Origin of the sequence: Phocaeicola faecium, assembly GCF_014837055.1 — a bacterium.
Lineage (GTDB): Bacteria > Bacteroidota > Bacteroidia > Bacteroidales > Bacteroidaceae > Phocaeicola > Phocaeicola gallinarum.
Genome location: NZ_JACSPQ010000017.1, coordinates 87973 through 107227 on the forward strand (window position 1 = coordinate 87973; position 19255 = coordinate 107227).

Annotated in this window: 15 protein-coding genes and 1 tRNA gene; 7 read left to right on the forward strand and 9 right to left on the reverse strand. The window is 45.4% G+C overall.

Annotated elements, in window-relative coordinates:
* Nucleotides 1–73: 73 nt before the first annotated feature.
* A complete protein-coding gene (locus tag H9626_RS11595; RefSeq protein ID WP_178255531.1) occupies nt 74–913 on the forward strand; it encodes an outer membrane protein assembly factor BamD in 840 nt (279 codons plus the stop codon).
* Between the two features lie 297 nt (nt 914–1210).
* Here the strand turns inward: H9626_RS11595 and H9626_RS11600 are convergent, their stop codons facing one another.
* From H9626_RS11600 to proB, 4 genes are all read right to left on the reverse strand, one after another.
* Nucleotides 1211–2872: an AMP-binding protein gene (locus tag H9626_RS11600; RefSeq protein WP_191710559.1), complete on the reverse strand. Its 1662-nt coding sequence runs from the start codon at nt 2870–2872 to the stop codon at nt 1211–1213.
* A 19-nt stretch (nt 2873–2891) separates the two neighbouring features.
* Nucleotides 2892–3449 carry a helix-turn-helix domain-containing protein gene (locus H9626_RS11605; RefSeq protein WP_178255533.1) on the reverse strand — a complete coding sequence of 186 codons (558 nt, stop codon included), beginning with the start codon at nt 3447–3449 and terminating at the stop codon, nt 2892–2894.
* A gap of 175 nt (nt 3450–3624) precedes the next feature.
* On the reverse strand, nt 3625–4884 hold the full coding sequence (locus tag H9626_RS11610; protein ID WP_191710560.1) for a PepSY-like domain-containing protein: 1260 nt from the start codon (nt 4882–4884) through the stop codon (nt 3625–3627).
* 165 nt (nt 4885–5049) lie between these two features.
* A complete protein-coding gene (gene proB / locus H9626_RS11615) occupies nt 5050–6132 on the reverse strand; it encodes a glutamate 5-kinase (protein WP_191710561.1) in 1083 nt (360 codons plus the stop codon).
* Nucleotides 6133–6424: 292 nt separating this feature from the next.
* On the opposite strand from proB, the gene H9626_RS11620 reads away from it, so the two are divergent.
* From H9626_RS11620 to rpsT, 3 genes are all read left to right on the forward strand, one after another.
* Nucleotides 6425–7207, forward strand: coding sequence for a Cof-type HAD-IIB family hydrolase (locus tag H9626_RS11620; protein ID WP_178255537.1), 783 nt, complete (start codon nt 6425–6427; stop codon nt 7205–7207).
* A 163-nt stretch (nt 7208–7370) separates the two neighbouring features.
* A tRNA-Glu gene (locus H9626_RS11625) sits at nt 7371–7442 on the forward strand.
* A gap of 42 nt (nt 7443–7484) precedes the next feature.
* Nucleotides 7485–7739: a 30S ribosomal protein S20 gene (gene rpsT / locus H9626_RS11630; protein ID WP_178256762.1), complete on the forward strand. Its 255-nt coding sequence runs from the start codon at nt 7485–7487 to the stop codon at nt 7737–7739.
* Nucleotides 7740–7827: 88 nt separating this feature from the next.
* Here the strand turns inward: rpsT and folE are convergent, their stop codons facing one another.
* The 5 genes from folE to H9626_RS11655 all read right to left on the reverse strand — a co-directional run bounded on the left by folE (nt 7828) and on the right by H9626_RS11655 (nt 11636).
* On the reverse strand, nt 7828–8406 hold the full coding sequence (gene folE, locus H9626_RS11635) for a GTP cyclohydrolase I FolE (RefSeq protein WP_410553936.1): 579 nt from the start codon (nt 8404–8406) through the stop codon (nt 7828–7830).
* Nucleotides 8407–8429: 23 nt separating this feature from the next.
* Nucleotides 8430–8888: an SPOR domain-containing protein gene (locus tag H9626_RS11640; protein ID WP_178256763.1), complete on the reverse strand. Its 459-nt coding sequence runs from the start codon at nt 8886–8888 to the stop codon at nt 8430–8432.
* A 118-nt stretch (nt 8889–9006) separates the two neighbouring features.
* Nucleotides 9007–9762, reverse strand: a complete 756-nt coding sequence (gene tpiA / locus H9626_RS11645) for a triose-phosphate isomerase (protein WP_178256760.1) — start codon at nt 9760–9762, stop codon at nt 9007–9009.
* 34 nt (nt 9763–9796) lie between these two features.
* Complete coding sequence (locus tag H9626_RS11650; protein ID WP_191710562.1) at nt 9797–11104, reverse strand: BT_3928 family protein; 1308 nt, start codon at nt 11102–11104, stop codon at nt 9797–9799.
* On the reverse strand, nt 11094–11636 hold the full coding sequence (locus H9626_RS11655; RefSeq protein ID WP_178256758.1) for a DUF1599 domain-containing protein: 543 nt from the start codon (nt 11634–11636) through the stop codon (nt 11094–11096). The genes H9626_RS11650 and H9626_RS11655 overlap by 11 nt, the downstream gene beginning before the upstream one ends.
* 350 nt (nt 11637–11986) lie before the next feature.
* Here H9626_RS11655 and H9626_RS11660 point away from each other — a divergent pair, with 350 nt between their 5' ends.
* The 3 genes from H9626_RS11660 to H9626_RS11670 are packed head-to-tail and all read left to right on the forward strand — an operon-like array spanning nt 11987 to nt 18770.
* Nucleotides 11987–13903 carry a glycoside hydrolase family 43 protein gene (locus tag H9626_RS11660; protein WP_191710563.1) on the forward strand — a complete coding sequence of 639 codons (1917 nt, stop codon included), beginning with the start codon at nt 11987–11989 and terminating at the stop codon, nt 13901–13903.
* Between the two features lie 21 nt (nt 13904–13924).
* Complete coding sequence (locus H9626_RS11665; protein WP_191710564.1) at nt 13925–16414, forward strand: alpha-L-arabinofuranosidase family protein; 2490 nt, start codon at nt 13925–13927, stop codon at nt 16412–16414.
* 13 nt (nt 16415–16427) lie between these two features.
* Entirely contained in the window at nt 16428–18770 is a 2343-nt protein-coding gene (locus H9626_RS11670) for a beta-galactosidase (protein ID WP_191710565.1), read from the forward strand.
* The last annotated feature ends 485 nt before the right edge of the window (nt 18771–19255 follow it).

Sequence of the window (19255 nt, forward strand, 5' to 3'; positions counted from 1 at the left end):
TATGAAGTTCTGCGTGAATCTTATTACCTTTGTCCGGTACTCATTTATATAATGTATTCTATTTTATTCCGTTATGAGAAAAAATATCTTGTTTGGAGTCTTGGCGTTAACTGCGGTGCTGACGGGTTGTAACAGCGATGAGCAGAAAGCGGGACAGTTATTTCAACGTGCCGAAATAGCTTATGCTACCGGAGATTATAATTTGGTAAAACTTCAGATAGACAGCATTCGTACGCTCTATCCGAAAGCATTTGAAGTTCGTAAGGCAGGAATTGCATTGATGCAGCGTGCCGAACTGGAAGAACAGAAGAAAACATTGGCGTATTTAGACAGCATGATGGCAGTCAAGCAGGCATCGCTCGACTCGATTAAAGGAAATTTTGTTTTGGAAAAAGATACGGCTTATCAGGAAACGGGTAATTATTTTTATCCTACTCAGGTCGTTGAACGGAATATCGGGCGTTCGTTCTTGCGCGGACAAGTAAGCGAAGCGGGTGAAATGTCTGTTACTTCTATATATTGCGCTGGAGGAAGTATCCATCATACGGCGGTGAAAGTCAGTGTTGGCGACATGTTTGCCCAGACTCCTGATTCGCCGGACAGCTATGAAACTACCGATTTGGGGCGGAATATCGAAAAGGCTGACTATAAATTGGGTAATGACGGTGGCGTAATTGCCTTTATAACAGCAAACCGTGATAAGAAGAATATACGTTTGGAGTTTATTGGCGACCGTAACTATACCACTTATATGCAGCCGAATGATGTGAAAGCAATAGCTGAATTAAGTAATCTCGCACGTATTTTGTCGGGTATTGAAGAAATAAAGAAAGAACAGAAAGAAGCCAATCTGAAAATTCAGTTTGTAACCCGTAAAATGGAAGAGCAAGAAAAAAATGAGGCAAACGAGTAACCGAAAATGGATAAGCGGAGAGTGAACCTGCTTAAACGTTCTTGTCTTGCACGGTCACAGGAAGAAATACTTGGTCTGTATATCTCCCTAAAAAACGCAACCGTTAGTTTGGCATATCTCATGCGGATGCGTTAACCATTTCTATTCGGAGAGTTACTGGGTTTTACCGTTAGTGTTTTTCAATGTTCCTGACTAAACCGGAAAGCGCTGAAAACAAGTCTGTTAAAAGTTGGAGTCACTTCAATAAAAAAACGGGATGTAGAACAAATGCTGCATCCCGTTTTTTTATGTATCAAGTTATTCGCTTCTCTCGTCTTTTTGGCGAATTTCTACGCGGCGGATTTTTCCGCTGATGGTTTTCGGAAGTTCGTCGACAAACTCAATCACCCTCGGATATTTGTAAGGAGCCGTTACGCGCTTAACGTGGTCTTGAAGCTCTTTTATCAGTTCGGGGCTTGCCTTGTCTTTATAATCCTTAGCCAAAACGATGGTTGCTTTAACCACCTGACCGCGTATTTCGTCGGGCACTCCCGTGATGGCACATTCAACAACTGCCGGATGAGTCATCAGTGCGCTCTCTACTTCAAACGGTCCAATCCGGTAGCCCGAACTTTTAATCACATCATCCGCACGTCCCACAAACCAATAATAACCGTCTTCATCGCGCCAAGCCACGTCGCCCGTATAATAAACATTATCGTGCCAAGCCTCGTGAGTAAGTTCAGGGTCGCGATAGTATTCTTTAAACAAGCCTAACGGTTTTCCTTTATCGGTGCGAATCACAATCTGTCCCTGCTCGCCGTCTTCTGCCGGACGTCCGTCGGGTTTCAGCAAATCAATGTCGTATTGCGGATTAGGTACGCCCATGCTTCCCGGTTTCGGTTCCATCCACGGGAAAGTAGCCAGTGTCAGTGTCGTTTCTGTCTGTCCGAAGCCTTCCATCAGGCGTATGCCCGTTATCTTTTTAAAAGTCTCGTAAACCGAATAGTTCAATGCCTCTCCTGCCGTAGTACAATACTCTAATGATGATAAATCATACTTCGATAAGTCTTCACGTATCAGGAAGCGATAGATGGTTGGAGGCGCACAAAGCGATGTAATACGATAATCATGTATTTTTTTCAGAATATCTGCCGGGGTAAACTTCTCATGGTCGTACACGAAGATGTTGGCTCCGGCTATCATCTGACCGTAAAGTTTTCCCCATACAGCCTTGCCCCATCCCGTGTCGGCAATGGTGAAATGCAGGCTGTCTTCATGCAGGTTATGCCAGAAGCATCCCGTAGAAATATGTCCTAACGGGTAAGTAAAGTCATGAGCCACCATTTTAGGCTCACCCGTAGTGCCGGATGTGAAATACATCAGCGAGATGTCATCGTTTGTGTTTACTTGAGCCGGACGTGTGAAAGGAGCAGCATGTTCGATGCCCGTGTGGAAATTCTCGAATCCTTCCGGATATTCCGGTCCTACGCTTACCAGTTTCTCTACCGAAGGAGAGTCCGCCATTGCGTCTGAGATATGTCCCGTGATGACCGGTTCTCCGGCTGCGACGATTACTTTTATATCGGCAGCATTACAGCGGTATACGATGTCTTTCTTTGTAAGCAAGTGAGTGGCAGGTATTGTTACCGCCCCCAGTTTATGTAAGGCGATGATGGAAAACCAGAACTCATAGCGACGCTTCAGGATAAGCATTACCTTGTCACCACGTCCGATGCCGAGGCTTTGAAAGTAAGAAGCCGTCATGTCACTATACTTCTTCAAGTCGGCAAAAGTGAATTGGATATGTTCTCCTTTATCGTTTGTCCAAAGCAATGCTTTCTTATCCGGACATTCTGCTGCCCATGCGTCTACTACATCGTATCCGAAATTGAAGTTTTCGGGTACTTTTATTTTAAAGTTCTTTATGAAATCCTCTTGTGAGGTGAAATGGGTCTGTTCTAAGAATCTTTCTAACATGGATGTATCAAGTTGTTTGTTATTGCATAACGATAGCTAAAAATTTAACCGTTTTCCCGTCTAATGCTTTCATGCCGTGGGGAAGGGAAGAGTTGAAGTAAAGGCTGTCGCCGGGATTTAAGACCAATTCTTTTCCGTTGATGCTGAGTAACAGCCGTCCTTCTATAACTAAGTTAAATTCCTGTCCGCTATGCGTATTGTAATACATTGGTGTATCATCGGGTTTAGGCTCTACTGTAACGATAAACGGGTCGGCTTTCCGGTTGCGGAATCCCGAAGCCAGCGACTCGTATTTGTAGGCTTTGGTGCGTTCTACAGAGATGCCTGTTCCTTTGCGTGTGAGGAAATACGAACTCATTTTCGGTTCTTCACCGAACATCAGTACATCAAGGGGAATGTCAAACCGGTGAGCTATGCGCTGCAAGGTACTTACCGAGATGTCACTTTCGCCCGACTCGATTTGCTGATATTGTTTCAAATCAAGCTGACAATCTGCTGCCATTTCTTCGATGCTCAAGTCTAAAGCGTCACGCAATCCGCGTACTCGTTCGCCTATTTGTTTTATTTGTTCGTCCATGGTGTGATTTAGTTTGTTTCGTCAAAAATACGAAAGATTTCGATAAATACCACAAAACAGGCACGGATTTCACTCTAAATACATTCGCTTTTGTAAAAAAAACGTGTATCTCAGTAATCCGTGCCTGAATGATTTGAGGTATCAACCTCGTATGTCAGTAATGACTTTTCAATCGTTAATCGTCAATGCGAAGGATTTCGCCGGTTTCATCAAGAAGGACATCCATCTCATCCCATACTTCTACTTCATAGTAAGTTCCTTTGGGTGTTTCGTAACATTCGGCATCTTCGTCAAGGTAAGAATGTGTGCCGTACTTGTTGTTCAACGTTGACTTAACTGCTTCCGGAAGCTGGCTTGAACGAATGTCGTAGTTGGTATATACCCAAGTTTCATCGCTGTGGGTAAAGTATACATCTTTTTCTTTACCGTCATGGCGGATTTCTATTTCAATCAGTCCGTCGTCGAAATCTCTGTCTGTGATGCGGTAGCCCGGATACTTTTCATTCAGTACATTCTCAATGCCTTTGAGCGTACCTTGCGAGTCTCCGCCATCGGTGGGGATGTCGCTTACCGGACGTTGGATTTCATTGCCGGCTGCATCCATATAAACCTTATGTTCGCGGTCGCCTTGCTCTAATTCGATACAGTAATATCCTTCCGTGTTGTCTGGTGTGAAGTATTGGTCCACATCATCGATTCGGTAGTTCGGATAATTAGTATTGACAAACGTCGTTACTACATCGGGGATATTCCGCTTTCCGTATTCTCTCTTAGTCCGTTGCCATGTTTCCGACTTGTCGAACCAGATTTCATACTTTGAGTTGTCATAGATGATTTCCACTTCCGTTCCGTTATCTTCCTTGTCGATATCCACGATTCTCGCTCCCGGATAGTTTTGTTCTATCCAACTGTTGATACCGGTTGTCGGAGCTTGAGGCAGGTAACCTGTGTAGTCGTTCGGCTTGCCGTCCGAGTCCACCTCTTCGCTTATCATAATGCCATCTTCTGTGTAGCAGATATCGAATTCCAATCCGGCGTTATTCACTTCAATCACGTAGAGAGTGGGAACGCCGTTTCTTTCCAATACATCCACGGTGTCGTCGTGCGTCCACGATGCGTAAGTACTGCTACTGAACGCTGTGTTCACAGCCTCAGGCAGCGAAGCAAACGGGATTTCAGTTTTCGTCATTCCCCAGCTTGCGCTGTTCAGTTCATACCATGCCGTAGCTTCTCCTCCGTCATCCGTGAAGTTGGCAACGGCATATCCGTCTTGTATCGACCAGCTTGCACGTGTATCTCCAAATCGGGTTTGGAAATCGTCTAATACAGCTTGTGGCACGTTACCATCGTTGTTTGTAGGCTCATTGTCATTGCTACATGCAGCCAATGTGAGCATTCCACTGATTAACAGTGTCCAAAAAGATACTTTTTTCATAACCCAATCCTTTTTATGTTTCTGCGGCAAACTTATCATGCAATTCTGAAAAGAAACTGAAAACTATCCATCAATTTATTTTTTAATGCGAATCAGGAAGCCAATTTCTGATTCGCATTATAAATTATTGAGTAAAATCAAAACTGTTTCTTAATGCAAGCTCAGTTAATCCAAATACAGATAATCGTAATGCACCAGCGGACGCTGACCGTGTTTACCCAACTGTTTGCGGGCTTCTGCCGAGTCGGTAGCAATACGTCCTACACCGATAGGTTGCCCCTCGGCATCCATTATTTTTACGATGTCATCCTTCTCAAAGTCGCCTACGATGCGTTCTACCCCGATGGGCAATATACTCACCGCCTTGTCGCCCCGGATAACCTCTGTGGCATGTTGGTTCAAGTGCAGTTCGCCTTTGGCGAAGCCTTCGCTGTGGGCTATCCACTTCTTAACGCTCGAAACCTCTTCCGATGCGGGAATGAACCGCGTGTGTACCGTTTCGTCGGGGCGCAGCAGCAAGTCGGGCAGTATGTTGTCTCGCTTTCCGTTGGCTATGATTACCGTAATACCCTCGTCGGCAACCTTGCGGGCAATGGTGGTTTTGGTCAGCATACCGCCCCGCCCGAAACCCGACTTCTCTGTGCGGATGTAGTCCGACAAATCCTTGCCCTGTTCCACCTCCCGGATAACCGACGTACCCGGTTCGGAAGGAGAGCCGTTATAAATACCGTCAATGTTGCTCAGAATAATTAACGCCTGCATGTCCATCATCGAAGCAATCATGCCCGACAGCTCATCGTTATCGGTAAACATCAGTTCGGTGACGGAGATGGTATCGTTTTCGTTGACGATGGGGATAACCCCGTTTTCCAACATCACCCGCATACAGTTCCGCTGGTTCAGGTAATGTCGGCGCGTGCCGAAACTCTCTTTCGTGGTAAGCACCTGCCCCACAGTGATGCCATGTTCGCGGAAGAGTTCGTAATAACGGTTAATCAGTTTTGCCTGACCCACGGCGGAGAAAAGCTGACGCTGCTCCACGCTGTCTAACCGGCGTTGAGGCTTCACCTCGCTGCGTCCCGAAGCAACCGCTCCCGATGAAACCAACACCACTTCGACGCCCCCCTTATGAAGCTCTGCCACTTGGTCGACCAGTGCCGACATCCGCGTAACGTCCAGCGTCCCGTCGCGGCGTGTTAATACATTGCTGCCTATTTTTACGGCAATTTTATGAAACTGATAGTCCATCGTTTTTCCTGTTTTTTTTGATGTGTATGCAAAGATACAATTTATTGTAAAACAAGTACCTGAACCTCCCGTAAAAAACTACCGCATGTGTTTGCCTGCGCATCCCATAGCGTTGGCCGGTTCATGCGGTAGTTTTTTACGGTTCTACCCCATGCGTTTTTTGAGCATGTTGTTACCGCCCGTAACGTGTAGTGGAGCGGCAAAATGCTTTGGCATTTTATTCCCATCGCTCACATTGCGGATAACGGATTTTGTGGTAAATTTGCAGCGGAATCTAAAGCTGTTTTTTCTTATGGTAAAAGCAATTTTCTTTGATGTGGACGGGACACTGCTTTCGTTTAAAACCCATAAAGTACCTGCGTCTACGCGCGAAGCGTTGAGGCTGTTGCGCGCAAAAGGCGTTAAAGTGTTTATCGCTACGGGGCGTCCGAAGATGCTGATGATGGAGGCTGTGGGCGACCTTGAGTTCGACGGTTATGTTACCCTGAACGGTTCGCACTGTTTCACTGCCGACCATCAAGACATTTATAAGAACTGTATTCCCAAAGACGATATCGAACGCCTCACATCCTATTGTCGCCGCTATCCGGAAATCCCGTTCGTTTTTGTAGACGAAAGCGGATGGTATATTACACATATTAATGACGATGTGGAAAACGTGTCCCGTCTGCTCGAAGTATCAGTTCCCCCGCTTATGTCCGCCGAAGCGATGCGTAATAAAGACGTGTTGCAGATAATGGGCTATTTTGGCGAAAGCGAAGAACCGAAATTTTTCTCAGAAGTGCTGACACACTGTGTACCCATGCGCTGGCATCCTCTCTTTGCCGATATAATCGTGCGGGGGAATAGCAAGAGCGAAGGCATCGACCGCGTGTTGGCTTATTACGGCATTGACCTGAGCGAAACAATGGCATTCGGCGATGGGGGCAACGATATTCCGATGCTGCGCCATGTGGCGTTGGGCGTGGCAATGGGAAACGCGGCAGAACCGGTTCGCAGCGCGGCAAATTATGTGACGACCTCGGTAGACGATGACGGCATACTGAACGCACTGAAACACTTCAATGTATTGTAATCCCGCCCGCTCAAACATGTTCTTCTGAGCCTTGACATACAGAAAGTATAAAAAAAACCTTTAATATTTTGGCGGAATAAAAAAACTTACTACCTTTGCATCCGCAAACGAGAGATGTGTGTCCTCGTTTCAAAAAGAGGGATTTCCTCTGGGCTTAAGGCTTGGCCCGTTCGTCTATCGGTTAGGACGCAAGATTTTCATTCTTGAAAGGGGGGTTCGATTCCCCCACGGGCTACAAAATAAACAAAATCAAGAACAATATTAAAGATTAGTCGAGATGGCAAATCACAAATCATCTATTAAGAGAATTAGACAAGACGAAAAGAGAAGACTTCACAATAGATATTATGCAAAAACCATGCGTAATGCAGTGAAGAAACTTCGTGCTACAACTGACAAGGCAGAAGCTATTGCCATGTATCCGAAAGTGCAGAAAATTTTGGATAAGTTAGCTAAGCGTAACATTATTCACAAGAATAAAGCTGCTAACTTGAAGTCAAAATTGGCTGTACATATCACAAAATTGGCTTAATAACTGCTTTATTTGCAAAAGATAATAAGGTCGGATTTAAAATCCGGCCTTTTGTCGTTTTAGGGTTTTTGTTTATCTGATGCCCGGATCAGAGATGACGGGCACGGATCAGATTCATGAATTCTTCGCGGGTTTTGGCTTGGTTGAAAGCACCGGTGAAGTCAGAAGTTGTGGTTACAGAGTTTTGTTTTTCTACTCCTCTCATCTGCATACACATGTGTTTGGCTTCTATCACCACCATTACACCTAATGGATTCAACGTTTCCTGAATACATTCTTTGATTTGTAACGTCATGCGTTCCTGCACTTGCAGGCGGTGTGAGAAGATGTCTACCACGCGGGCTATTTTGCTCAGTCCTGTAATGTATCCGTTAGGGATGTATGCCACGTGTGCTTTGCCGTAAAAAGGCAGTATATGATGCTCGCACATGGAAAAGAAGTCTATATCTTTAACGATGACCATTTGGCTGTATGGCTCCTTGAATTTGGCAGCATTCAATACCTCTTTGGGGTCCATTTCATAACCTCTCGTTAGTGTCAGCATGGCTTTGGCTACCCGTTCAGGAGTTTTTATTAATCCTTCTCTCTCAGGGTCTTCACCCAGCAGGGACAATATTTCTTTGTAATGCCCCATCAGTTTGCTTATTTTCTCTTCATTCCACTCCATTGGATTTTGGTTCATCGTAATCATTAGTCTAAAGGAATATTAATTTGTTCGCGTACGATGGATACTTCTTTAAAGTTTCCCGTACCTTTCAGTTTCCGCATGGCTACATGTGCTTCTTCCATGCTTTTAAAGTCTCCCACCCGGCATAGCCAGCGAGGTGGTTGGAAATAGGTATATACCGGCATGTCAGGAAATTCTTCTTTTACTTTTTGGGCTACTCTGTTCGCCTCGTTACGTGCCTGACGGGAGTTGTTCCCGGCATAAACTTGTACACGGAACCCGCGTGCTTTTAACGTGCGTTGCGGTTCTGCCGTACTGGTAGGTATATAGCGTTTTCCTATCAGATTGGTAATCTGTTTGTCTTGATGGATGGTTACGACACCTTCTCCGGGCTGGCGGATTTGTAAACTTTCCACGATGCTTTGCTGGGCGTTTGCCATGCCTGCCGTAAGCAAGAACGCAAGAATCAGAAGATTTTTCATCATGACCGGAACGATTAATATGATGTGGTTATTGATAATAGTTACCGCTCAGGTAAAGAATCCGACAAATGTAAACATTCATCGGACTCTTCTTTCCTATGCGGGATGGTTAGAATTATTATTTAAAAGCGTCGATAATGCCTTTGAAGTCTGCTGCTTTCAAAGCTGCGCCACCAATCAGACCGCCATCAACGTCCGGATTAGCGAACAATTCTTTTGCATTTGAAGGTTTGCAGCTTCCGCCGTACAAGATAGAAGTATTGTCTGCTACTTCCTGACCATATTTAGCAGCAACCAAAGAACGGATGTGAGCGTGGATTTCCTGAGCTTGTTCGGGAGTTGCGGTTTTGCCTGTACCGATAGCCCATACCGGTTCGTAAGCCAAGATTACTTTGCTGAAATCTTCGGCAGACAAAGAGAATACAGAAGCCAACTGAGCTTCTACTACTTCGTTCTGTTTGTTAGCTTCGCGTTCTTCCAATACTTCGCCGATGCAGAAAATCGGTTTCAGGTTATTAGCCAGAGCCAGTTTTACTTTTTCTTCAAGGATTTCTACTGTTTCGTGATAATAAGCACGACGTTCAGAGTGACCCAAGATAACATATTGTGCGCCCGTAGAAGCTACCATTTCAGCTGAAACTTCTCCTGTATATGCGCCAGAAGCCTTGTCTGCACAGTTTTCTGCACCTACGCCGATGATGTTTTTGTCAACAATCGGAGTTACAGAAGCCAAGTGGATAAACGGAGTACAGATAATAACGTCGCAGTTCGGTTTGTCGGCGGTTAAAACTTCGTTTAATTCTTTTGCCAAAGCGATACCTTCTTGCAGGTTCTTGTTCATTTTCCAGTTACCTGCTACAATGTTCTTTCTCATTTTATTTAATTTTTAAAGGGTTAATATATAAATTTTAGTTGCTTGCTTCTTGTTCTTTCTTTTGCCGTCGGTTGCGTATCTTTAGCCATATCAGATCGCCCACAGTAAGTACGAGCAACGGAGCAATAAACCAGATAAACACTTCCAGCAGTTTATGTATCGTGGTTTTTTTGTTCAAGTGTCCGAAAGGAAGTTCGTCAAGCGGAGCTTTCAGTTGATATTCGTCCGGAAGGTTAGATACGCTCCATTTTTGCAGTACCGTTCCTTTTTTCAGCAATACCAATCCCGGATTGGAACGCACGATGGTTTTTAGTGTAATTTCATCCATGAGTGCAAAGGGATATTCGGCTCCGGTATTTTCTTGCCACGCGGCAATGTCTTCCTCGGTCGATGCAGTGAGGCAGAGGAAACGATATCCGTGTTCAATGCTGTAATCATATATTTCATTGATTAAGTCCATGCCGCTGTCGTCTGCTATATGAAGCCACGGGGCAATGAGCAGGAATGTATAACTGCTGTCATTCAATATTTCTTCGGTAAGATCGGTTCCGTCTTCCATCGAAGTTATGGCAAAGTCGTGAATAGGAGGTTCGTATCCCTTTTCTTTTACAACCGTTTGAGAGCTGACAAACGTCCACGTCGTATCGCTCGGAAAGTTTTCGATGGTAAAATCTTTCTTTTCCCCGTTTTTTTCGTACGTAAATATGGTTTCATACGTGGTAGGCTTTTCCCCTTCGGGGATTTCCATGCTTTGAGGAATGTTTGCACCGATGTGGTAGGGGCGAAAATCGAATATGGGTAAATATTGGAGGCAGAACAGCGAGAAGAAAATGATAAATACGGCACTATATAGCGATATGAGCCAATCGACTTTCCGTGTTACGAGCTTGAACAGACAGTCGTTATGCTTGAAAACCACGATGGCGGCGGCAAGCAGAACGATGTTTTTAAAAAAGGTTTCCCAGTTGGTAAGCACAACGGCATCGCCGAAACACCCGCAGTCTGAAATCGGGTTGTCGATAGCCAGCCACAGCGTAAGCGGAGTCATGAACGACATGAACAGCAGCGTGAGTAAAGGCGCTACCCTCCGGCGGATTCCGAAAAACAAATAAATGCCGATAAGGAACTCAAGCACTCCCATGGCTAAAGCAAAAAGATAGGGGACAACACCGGTACTCAGGCTGAACAATCCCCACGCTTCCAGATAGTCTTGTACTTTATATACAGTACCTAAAGGGTCATTTGCCTTGACAAAACCGGAAAACAGAAACGTTCCTGCCAGTAAGAATCGGCAGACGTTTGTTCCTATAACCATTGCTTTATGTAAATGTTTACTCTCCAAATTCCAATTTGATTAGTCCGAATACGGCATAGTTAATCATATCCATGTAGTTGGCATCAATACCTTCGGATACCAGCGTTTCGCCACTCAGCGATTCAATCTGCTTCGTGCGGTATATTTTCATCAGAATCAAGTCTGTATACGAGGTGGTACGCATACTGCGCCATGCTTCGTCATAATCATGATTCTTTCGTAACATCAGTTCAAGCGTTTGCTTGGCATATTTATCATAAAGCTCCAATGCACGTTTCTCATCCATATCGTCGGTTTCGGCATATCCCAGCTCCAACTGGATAAGTCCGATGATTCCGTAATTCACAATACCTATAAGCTCCGGACGTATTCCTTCGTCTACTAAAGTTACACCTTTTACTTCGATGCTTCGTATTCGGTTTGCTTTGATAAACAGTTGGTCGGTAACCGAAGACGGGCGCATGATGCGCCATGCAGCGCCATAGTCGTGCAGCTTTTTTGCAAACAAGTCGCGGCAAACCGTCATGACATGTTCAAACTGTTGCTTGGTATCTTTCATGTGTTATACTTTATATATAATATATGGTTGGGCAAAGTTACTTATTTTTCGGGGAGCACGCAATAAAAGAATAGCTAAATTACGCACATTCGTTTTACCCTGTTTGAAGGGGGGCAAAACGCTATGGGATGTTTTCCCTATTCCATCCGCTAGTTTGCTGTAACGCATCCGCATGTTTTGGGTAACACATGCGGATGCGTTTCAGGCGGTTTTTGCCTGTTTGGGAAGGTTTGTTTCATTCAACCCCGTTTGTGCTGAATTTTTGATGCTTTTTGCATGATTTACCATTGTGATTCTTCTGTCGAAGGCTTATCTTTGCAACTGTATATAACGTTAACACATAATAATATATGAAGAACAAATTTGCATTTTTGCTCCTTTTGTTTTCTTTCCTTTCGTGGGGGACTTCTGTCCGTGCGGCAGAAGAAAAAGACTACGTGGCTTATCTTTTTACGTATTTTACGGGAAATCATATCAGTGAAGAAGCTGTCTGTTATGCGGTGAGCATGGATGGATACGCTTATTGGGCGCTGAACGATAACAAACCGGTACTCGATTCGAAAATAATCAGTTCGACGGGAGGCGTGCGAGACCCTCACATCTTGCGTTGTGAAGATGGAAAGACCTTTTATATGGTGGTAACCGACATGGTAAGTGGGAACGGATGGGACTCTAACCGTGCTATGGTGATGTTGAAATCTACCGACTTGGTTAACTGGACGCATTCAATCATCAACATGCAGAAACGGTATCCGGGGCAGGAAAAGCTGAAACGTGTATGGGCACCTCAAACTGTTTTCGACCACGAGGCCGGAAAATACATGGTGTATTGGTCGATGCTTTACGAAGGTGGGGCAGATGTCATTTATTATGCCTATGCTAACGATGATTTTACCGACCTCGTAGGCGAGCCGAAACCACTGTTTATCCCTGAAAACAAATTGTCGTGCATCGACGGGGATATTGTGTACAAAGACGGAGTTTACCATCTGTTTTATAAAACGGAAGGTCACGGAAACGGCATCAAAGTGGCAACAACCCGTTCGCTTACGTCCGGACAGTGGACCGAGGAGCCTGATTACAAACAGCAAACCAAAGAAGCTGTGGAAGGTGCAGGCACGTTTAAATTGATAGGGCAGGATAAATATATACTGATGTATGATGTATATATGAAAGGCAAATACCAGTTTACCGAAACTACCGACCTGAAACATTTTAAGGTAATAGATAGCGAAGTAAAGATGAATTTTCATCCGCGCCACGGAACAATTATTCCGATTACACGTGCGGAGTTGAAGCGCATCACCGATAAATGGGGCAAACCAGCCGAGTTAGGCGAACTTCCCAATAATCCTGCGCTTCCCGGTTTTCATGCCGATCCGGAGGTGCTTTACTCTCATCAGACAAACAAGTATTACATTTATTCTACTACCGACGGTCAGCCGGGATGGGGAGGCTGGTACTTTACCGCATTTTCTTCGCCCGACTTGAAAGAATGGACATACGAAGGAGTTATGCTCGACCTTCGTTCGCCACAGGTAGCGTGGGCAAACGGGAATGCTTGGGCGCCTGCCATCGAGGAAAAACAAATAGACGGCAAGTATAAATATTTCTTTTATTATAGCGGAAACCCCAAAACCGGGGGAGGCAAACAGATAGGCGTAGCGATAGCCGATTCGCCCACAGGCCCGTTTGTCGACATGGGCTATCCTATCGTAACCGAATCGCCGGCTGGAGGAGGTCAGCAAATAGACGTAGATGTGTTTACCGACCCTGTTTCCGGAAAGTCATACCTTTATTGGGGAAACGGATATATGGCAGGTGCTGAACTGAATGCCGACATGGTTTCAATAAAAAAAGAGACTCTGAAGGTGATGACACCCAAAGGCGGAACGCTGAAAGATTACAATTACCGTGAAGCTCCGTACGTGTTCTACCGCAATGGACTGTATTACTTCTTATGGTCGGTAGACGATACGGGTTCGCCCAACTACCATGTGGCATACGGAACATCAGACTCTCCGCTCGGTAAAATAAAGGTAGCCAAAGACCCGATTGTGTTAATCCAATCTCCCGAACAGGAGATTTATGGGCCGGCTCACAACGCTGTGGTATGTAAACCGGGTACAAACGAATGGTATATCGTATATCACCGCATCAATAAGAACTATCTGAAAAACGAGCCGGGTATCCATCGCGAAGTATGTATCGACCGTATGGAGTTTAATCCCGACGGCACCATCAAGCGTGTGAAACCTACCTTATAATCTTATTAAAATACGAATGGTATGAACGGATTAAAACTTTGGGCAGCTTTAGGCTTTTGCCTTTGTGCTTCATCGGCAGCGGCACATGTAGAAGATGTGATGAACGAGCCGGATTCAGTTTATTTGTTTTCGTATGCCACGGTATCCGACGACGGACGCAGCGGACTTAAATTTGCATGGAGTCCTGACGGAAACAAGTGGTTCGGCATCGGTAACGGTTACGGTTATGTAAAGTGCGATTACGGAGCATGGGGCGCGGAAAAACGTATGTTGAAGCCCGAACTCCGCCGCGATGAAAACGGGGTGTGGCATTGCATCTGGCAGTTGAACGGAAACGGGAAAGAGTTTGCTCATGCTGCTTCTGAAGATTTGATGAAGTGGAAACGCCAGTCGTATTTTACGGATAAGCAGTTTGCAACATACGTTCCGGAAGAATGGAAACAATACCCTGCACAAAGTGTCCTGATAGACGGAGCGCAGGAACACGGAACGGTTCAGAAAATAGCATGGGGCGAAGTCAACCGGTTGATTCAGTTTGCCGACTACCGTGCGTACAAGGCTCAGTTGCATGACGAACGTACGGAGCAAGATGCGCAACGGTTTGCCGGACTCAACACTGTAAATATGACACTGACCGCCTGCCCTGATTCGGCGAAAAATATAAGCGACAAGCTGATAGGTATTTTCTTTGAAGATATTAATTATGGAGCAGACGGAGGTTTATATGCAGAACTGATTCAAAACCGCGATTTCGAATACAGTCTGAACGATCGCCAAGAGTGGAACTCCACCTACGCATGGACGTTGAAAGGCGAAGGCACGAGGATGGCTGTTGAAACCGCTGAGCCGCTTCATGCCAATAATCCGCATTATGTAGTGTTAGATACGAAAACTCCCGGAGCTTCGTTGATTAATTCCGGCTTCGATGGTATTGTGGTGCGTAAAGGTGAGAAGTATGATTTCTCTGTCTTTGCGCGTACGCCGGGTAAAAGCGGAAAAATAAGAGTTAGCCTGCAAGATGGTAAAGGTAATGAACTTGCCTCGGAAGTCGTAACGGTTGCTTCTCGAAACTGGAAGAAACAAACAGCCGTGTTGATACCCCAAGCCGATGCCGATGATGCCGTATTGGTACTGTCTCCCCAGAAACAGGGGAAATATGTATTGGATATGATTTCGCTCTTCCCACAGCATACGTTTAAAGGGCGTAAGAATGGTTTGCGTGCTGATTTGGCTCAGACGCTTGCCGATTTGCATCCGCGCTTCGTGCGTTTTCCGGGAGGTTGCGTGGCTCATGGTAACGGAATCGACAACATCTACCGCTGGAAGAACTCGATAGGTCCGTTAGAAACTCGTAAGCCCATGAGGAATCTGTGGGGATATCACCAGACAATGGGATTAGGATATTATGAATATTTTCAGTTCTGTGAAGATATTGGCGCAGAACCTCTGCCGGTGCTGGCTGCCGGAGTACCCTGCCAAAACTCAGCTTGCATTCCGGGAAAACTCTTGAGCGGAGGGCAGCAGGGAGGAATCCCAATGGAAGAAATGGATGAATATGTGCAAGATATTCTGGACCTGATAGCTTATGCCAACGGTGATCCGAAGCAAAACAAATGGGCAAAAATGCGTGCCGAAGCCGGACATCCCAAACCTTTTAATCTGAAATACATAGGCATTGGCAATGAAGACTTGATTACAGATGTGTTTGAAGAGCGTTTTACCATGATTTATAAGGCGATAAAAGCGCAGCATCCGGAGATAACCGTAATCGGAACAGTGGGACCATTTTATGAAGGAACCGACTATGAAGAAGGATGGGAATTGGCTACACGTTTAAATGTACCGATGGTAGACGAACATTATTATAATACGCCGGGATGGTTTATCAATAACCAAGATTATTATGACCGTTACGACCGTTCCAAATCGAAAGTTTATTTAGGTGAATATGCTGCTCATTTGCCCGGTCGTCCGAACAATATTGAGACGGCATTGGCTGAGGCTTTGTATTTGACGGCAGTAGAACGGAACGGCGATGTGGTTTCGATGACTTCTTATGCTCCTTTGCTGGCGAAAGAAGGGCATACGCAATGGAATCCTGACTTGATTTATTTCAATAATAAGGAAGTAAAGCCTACTGTGGGGTATTATACGCAACAGTTGTTCGGACAGAATTCGGGCGACACGTATATCCCTACGGAGCGGAAAGTTGACAATACGCGGATGGATGTGCAGAAGCGTATTGCTTCATCGGTGATTCGTGACAGCCGTACGGGAGACCTGATCGTGAAACTGGTAAATCTGCTTCCCGTATCGGTCAAAACTGCGGTTGAATTTCCCGGTTTGGCAAACAGCAGTGCAGTGTTGCATGTCTTGTCGGGTAAACCAGCCGATCAACACGCCAAGCCGCAGGAAAGTACGATAAATGTATCCGAAAAGTTTGATTATGAGATGCCGGCATATTCGCTGAGCGTAATCCGCATACCTTCGCAATTAAAAAATAACAGATAAAACCGTAATACAAATGAAAAAGTTATTGAGCATCGGGCTTTCTTTGCTTTTCGCATTGGGAGTCGTATCCGCCCTTTCATCCTGTTCGTCTTCTCAAACAGGAGAAACTTTTGAAGTGGGCAAAAATACCTTCCTTTTAAATGGTAAGCCATTCGTGGTAAAGGCTGCCGAGATTCATTACCCTCGCATTCCCGAACCTTATTGGGAACAGCGCATTCAGTCTTGTAAAGCGTTAGGCATGAATACTATTTGTCTGTACGTGTTTTGGAACCTGCATGAACAGAAACCGGGTGAGTTCGATTTTACAGGGAATAAGGATATTGCCAAGTTCTGCCGGTTGGCGCAGAAGCACGGGATGTACGTCATCGTTCGTCCCGGACCGTATGTTTGTGCCGAATGGGAGATGGGCGGTTTACCGTGGTGGCTGCTGAAAAAACAAGATGTACAGCTCCGTACTCAAGACCCGTACTATATGGAGCGCGTAGGCATTTTCATGAACGAAGTGGGTAAACAGCTTGCCGACTTACAGATTACGCGCGGAGGAAACATCATCATGGTGCAGGTAGAAAACGAATATGGTTCATACGGGATAGATAAACCATACGTTTCGGCTATCCGCGACATGGTGAAAAAGGCGGGATTCACTGATGTTCCTTTGTTCCAATGCGATTGGAGTTCTAATTTTACGAATAATGCGCTCGATGATCTGCTTTGGACCGTGAATTTCGGAACAGGAGCGAACATTGACGAGCAGTTCCGCAAACTGAAAGAGCTGCGTCCTGAAACGCCGTTAATGTGTAGTGAGTTTTGGAGCGGATGGTTCGACCACTGGGGACGCAAGCACGAAACCCGCGATGCGGCTACGATGGTGAGCGGTATTAAAGACATGCTCGACCGGAATATTTCTTTCAGCCTTTATATGACTCACGGAGGAACTACTTTCGGATGGTGGGGCGGAGCGAATAACCCGGCATATTCGGCAATGTGTAGTTCGTATGATTACGATGCTCCTATCAGCGAAGCCGGATGGACTACTCCGAAATATTTCCAGCTTCGTGATTTGCTGAAACAGTATCTTCCCGACAGCGTTTCGCTTCCCGAACCTCCCGAAGCATTCCCGGTTATTGAAATTCCGGCGATTACTGAATGGCAGGTTGCTCCGCTCTTTGCCAACCTTCCCGAACCGAAACAAAGTGAAAACATCCAACCGATGGAAATGTTTGATCAGGGTTGGGGTAGCATTCTTTACCGTACGACGCTGACCGAAGACTTGAGTGGGATTCTCCATATTGATGAAGTGCATGACTGGGCACAGGTTTTCGCCGACGGCAAACTGCTGGGACGCTTAGACCGACGTCACGGTGAATTTACGCTTCCGCTGAAAGAAGCGTTGAAAAAAGGTACGCAGCTTGATATTTTGGTAGAAGCTATGGGACGTGTGAACTTCGACAAGTCTATCCACGACCGCAAAGGTATTACAAAGAAAGTCGAGGTAGTGAGCGGCGACAAAGCTACCGAACTGAAAAACTGGACGGTTTATAACCTGCCTCCTTTCTACGATTTTGTAAGCAAGAAAGCGTACAAACCCGGCAAAGCGGTAGAAGCGCCGGCATATTATCGGGCTACGTTCAACTTGGATAAGACCGGAGATACTTTCCTTGATATGCAGACATGGGGAAAAGGTATGGTATGGGTAAACGGACATGCGATGGGACGCTTCTGGGAAATCGGTCCTCAACAGACCCTGTTCATGCCGGGATGCTGGTTGAAGGAAGGAGAAAACGAAATCATCGTCCTCGATTTGAAAGGCCCGGCAGAAGCAAAAGTGGTTGGATTGCAGAAACCCATCTTAGACATGCTTCGCGAAAAAGCTCCGGAAACCCATCGTAAGGACGGACAGAACTTGAACCTTGCTGCCGAAAAGCCGGTTCACAGCGGAACTTTTGCACAGGGTAACGGTTGGCAGGAAGTAAAATTTGGTGCTCCTGTAACCGGACGTTATTTCTGCTTGGATGCGACTTCGAATTACGACGGAACAAACATTGCCGCCGTTGCCGAAATGGACGTGTTGGGAGCGGATGGAAAACCTGTTTCTCGCGAGTCGTGGAAAATTATGTATGCCGACAGTGAAGAAACACGCAGCGGAAACCGTACAGCCGATAAAGTGTTCGACTTGCAGGAAAGCACCTTCTGGCAAACCGTCGACAATACGGCATATCCTCACCAGATTGTTATCGATTTGGGTAAGAGTTATCAGGTAACAGGCTTCCGCATGTTGCCGCGTGCCGAAGCAGGTGCCCCCGGTCAGATTAAAGATTATAAAGTATACGTAAAGGCATCGGACTTTAAATACTAACATTCGTTTTTCATACTTGTAACCCCGGATTTTCATTGGCTTCCTTAAAAAATCAAGCCGATGGAAGTCCGGGTTTTTTCTATCTTCTTTTTTCCTCTTGTTCGATTCATCGGAATAGCTTATTTCAATTTGGTCCGGCTCGGTAAGAAGCCCGAAAAAACGCTACCCATAGAACCGGGTAACACTATGGGTAGAACCGGGCAACTCTTCCCATAGAAATGACCAACACTAACGGTAGCGTTTTTGGGGGATATAACGGCAGAAAATTCTTGCTCTGTCTGACACGCGGGAAAGTTTAAATCAGTTCATTTTTATGATATTCGGTTAATGTCCGTTGGTATATATTTCGGATAAGTATTGATTTAACTGTGGTTTGCCAAATATTGCCCATTGTAGATATGTTAACAATAATTTGTTGCTGATTAATAGTGAGTTATTGTTTTTGTTGTAGATAAAATACCACCTTCCTTCAGGCTTTTGTAGAC

What these genes read in the sequence shown, in the direction of transcription:
- H9626_RS11655 (WP_178256758.1), bottom strand. Translation starts at nt 11,636, where the DNA reads ATGAAAGATACCAAGCAACAGTTTGAACATGTCATGACGGTTTGCCGC.
- folE (WP_410553936.1), bottom strand. Translation starts at nt 8,406, where the DNA reads ATGGAGTGGAATGAAGAGAAAATAAGCAAACTGATGGGGCATTACAAA.
- proB (WP_191710561.1), bottom strand. Translation starts at nt 6,132, where the DNA reads ATGGACTATCAGTTTCATAAAATTGCCGTAAAAATAGGCAGCAATGTA.
- rpsT (WP_178256762.1), top strand. Translation starts at nt 7,485, where the DNA reads ATGGCAAATCACAAATCATCTATTAAGAGAATTAGACAAGACGAAAAG.
- H9626_RS11600 (WP_191710559.1), bottom strand. Translation starts at nt 2,872, where the DNA reads ATGTTAGAAAGATTCTTAGAACAGACCCATTTCACCTCACAAGAGGAT.
- H9626_RS11595 (WP_178255531.1), top strand. Translation starts at nt 74, where the DNA reads ATGAGAAAAAATATCTTGTTTGGAGTCTTGGCGTTAACTGCGGTGCTG.
- tpiA (WP_178256760.1), bottom strand. Translation starts at nt 9,762, where the DNA reads ATGAGAAAGAACATTGTAGCAGGTAACTGGAAAATGAACAAGAACCTG.
- H9626_RS11605 (WP_178255533.1), bottom strand. Translation starts at nt 3,449, where the DNA reads ATGGACGAACAAATAAAACAAATAGGCGAACGAGTACGCGGATTGCGT.
- H9626_RS11660 (WP_191710563.1), top strand. Translation starts at nt 11,987, where the DNA reads ATGAAGAACAAATTTGCATTTTTGCTCCTTTTGTTTTCTTTCCTTTCG.
- H9626_RS11670 (WP_191710565.1), top strand. Translation starts at nt 16,428, where the DNA reads ATGAAAAAGTTATTGAGCATCGGGCTTTCTTTGCTTTTCGCATTGGGA.
- H9626_RS11640 (WP_178256763.1), bottom strand. Translation starts at nt 8,888, where the DNA reads ATGAAAAATCTTCTGATTCTTGCGTTCTTGCTTACGGCAGGCATGGCA.
- H9626_RS11620 (WP_178255537.1), top strand. Translation starts at nt 6,425, where the DNA reads ATGGTAAAAGCAATTTTCTTTGATGTGGACGGGACACTGCTTTCGTTT.
- H9626_RS11610 (WP_191710560.1), bottom strand. Translation starts at nt 4,884, where the DNA reads ATGAAAAAAGTATCTTTTTGGACACTGTTAATCAGTGGAATGCTCACA.
- H9626_RS11665 (WP_191710564.1), top strand. Translation starts at nt 13,925, where the DNA reads ATGAACGGATTAAAACTTTGGGCAGCTTTAGGCTTTTGCCTTTGTGCT.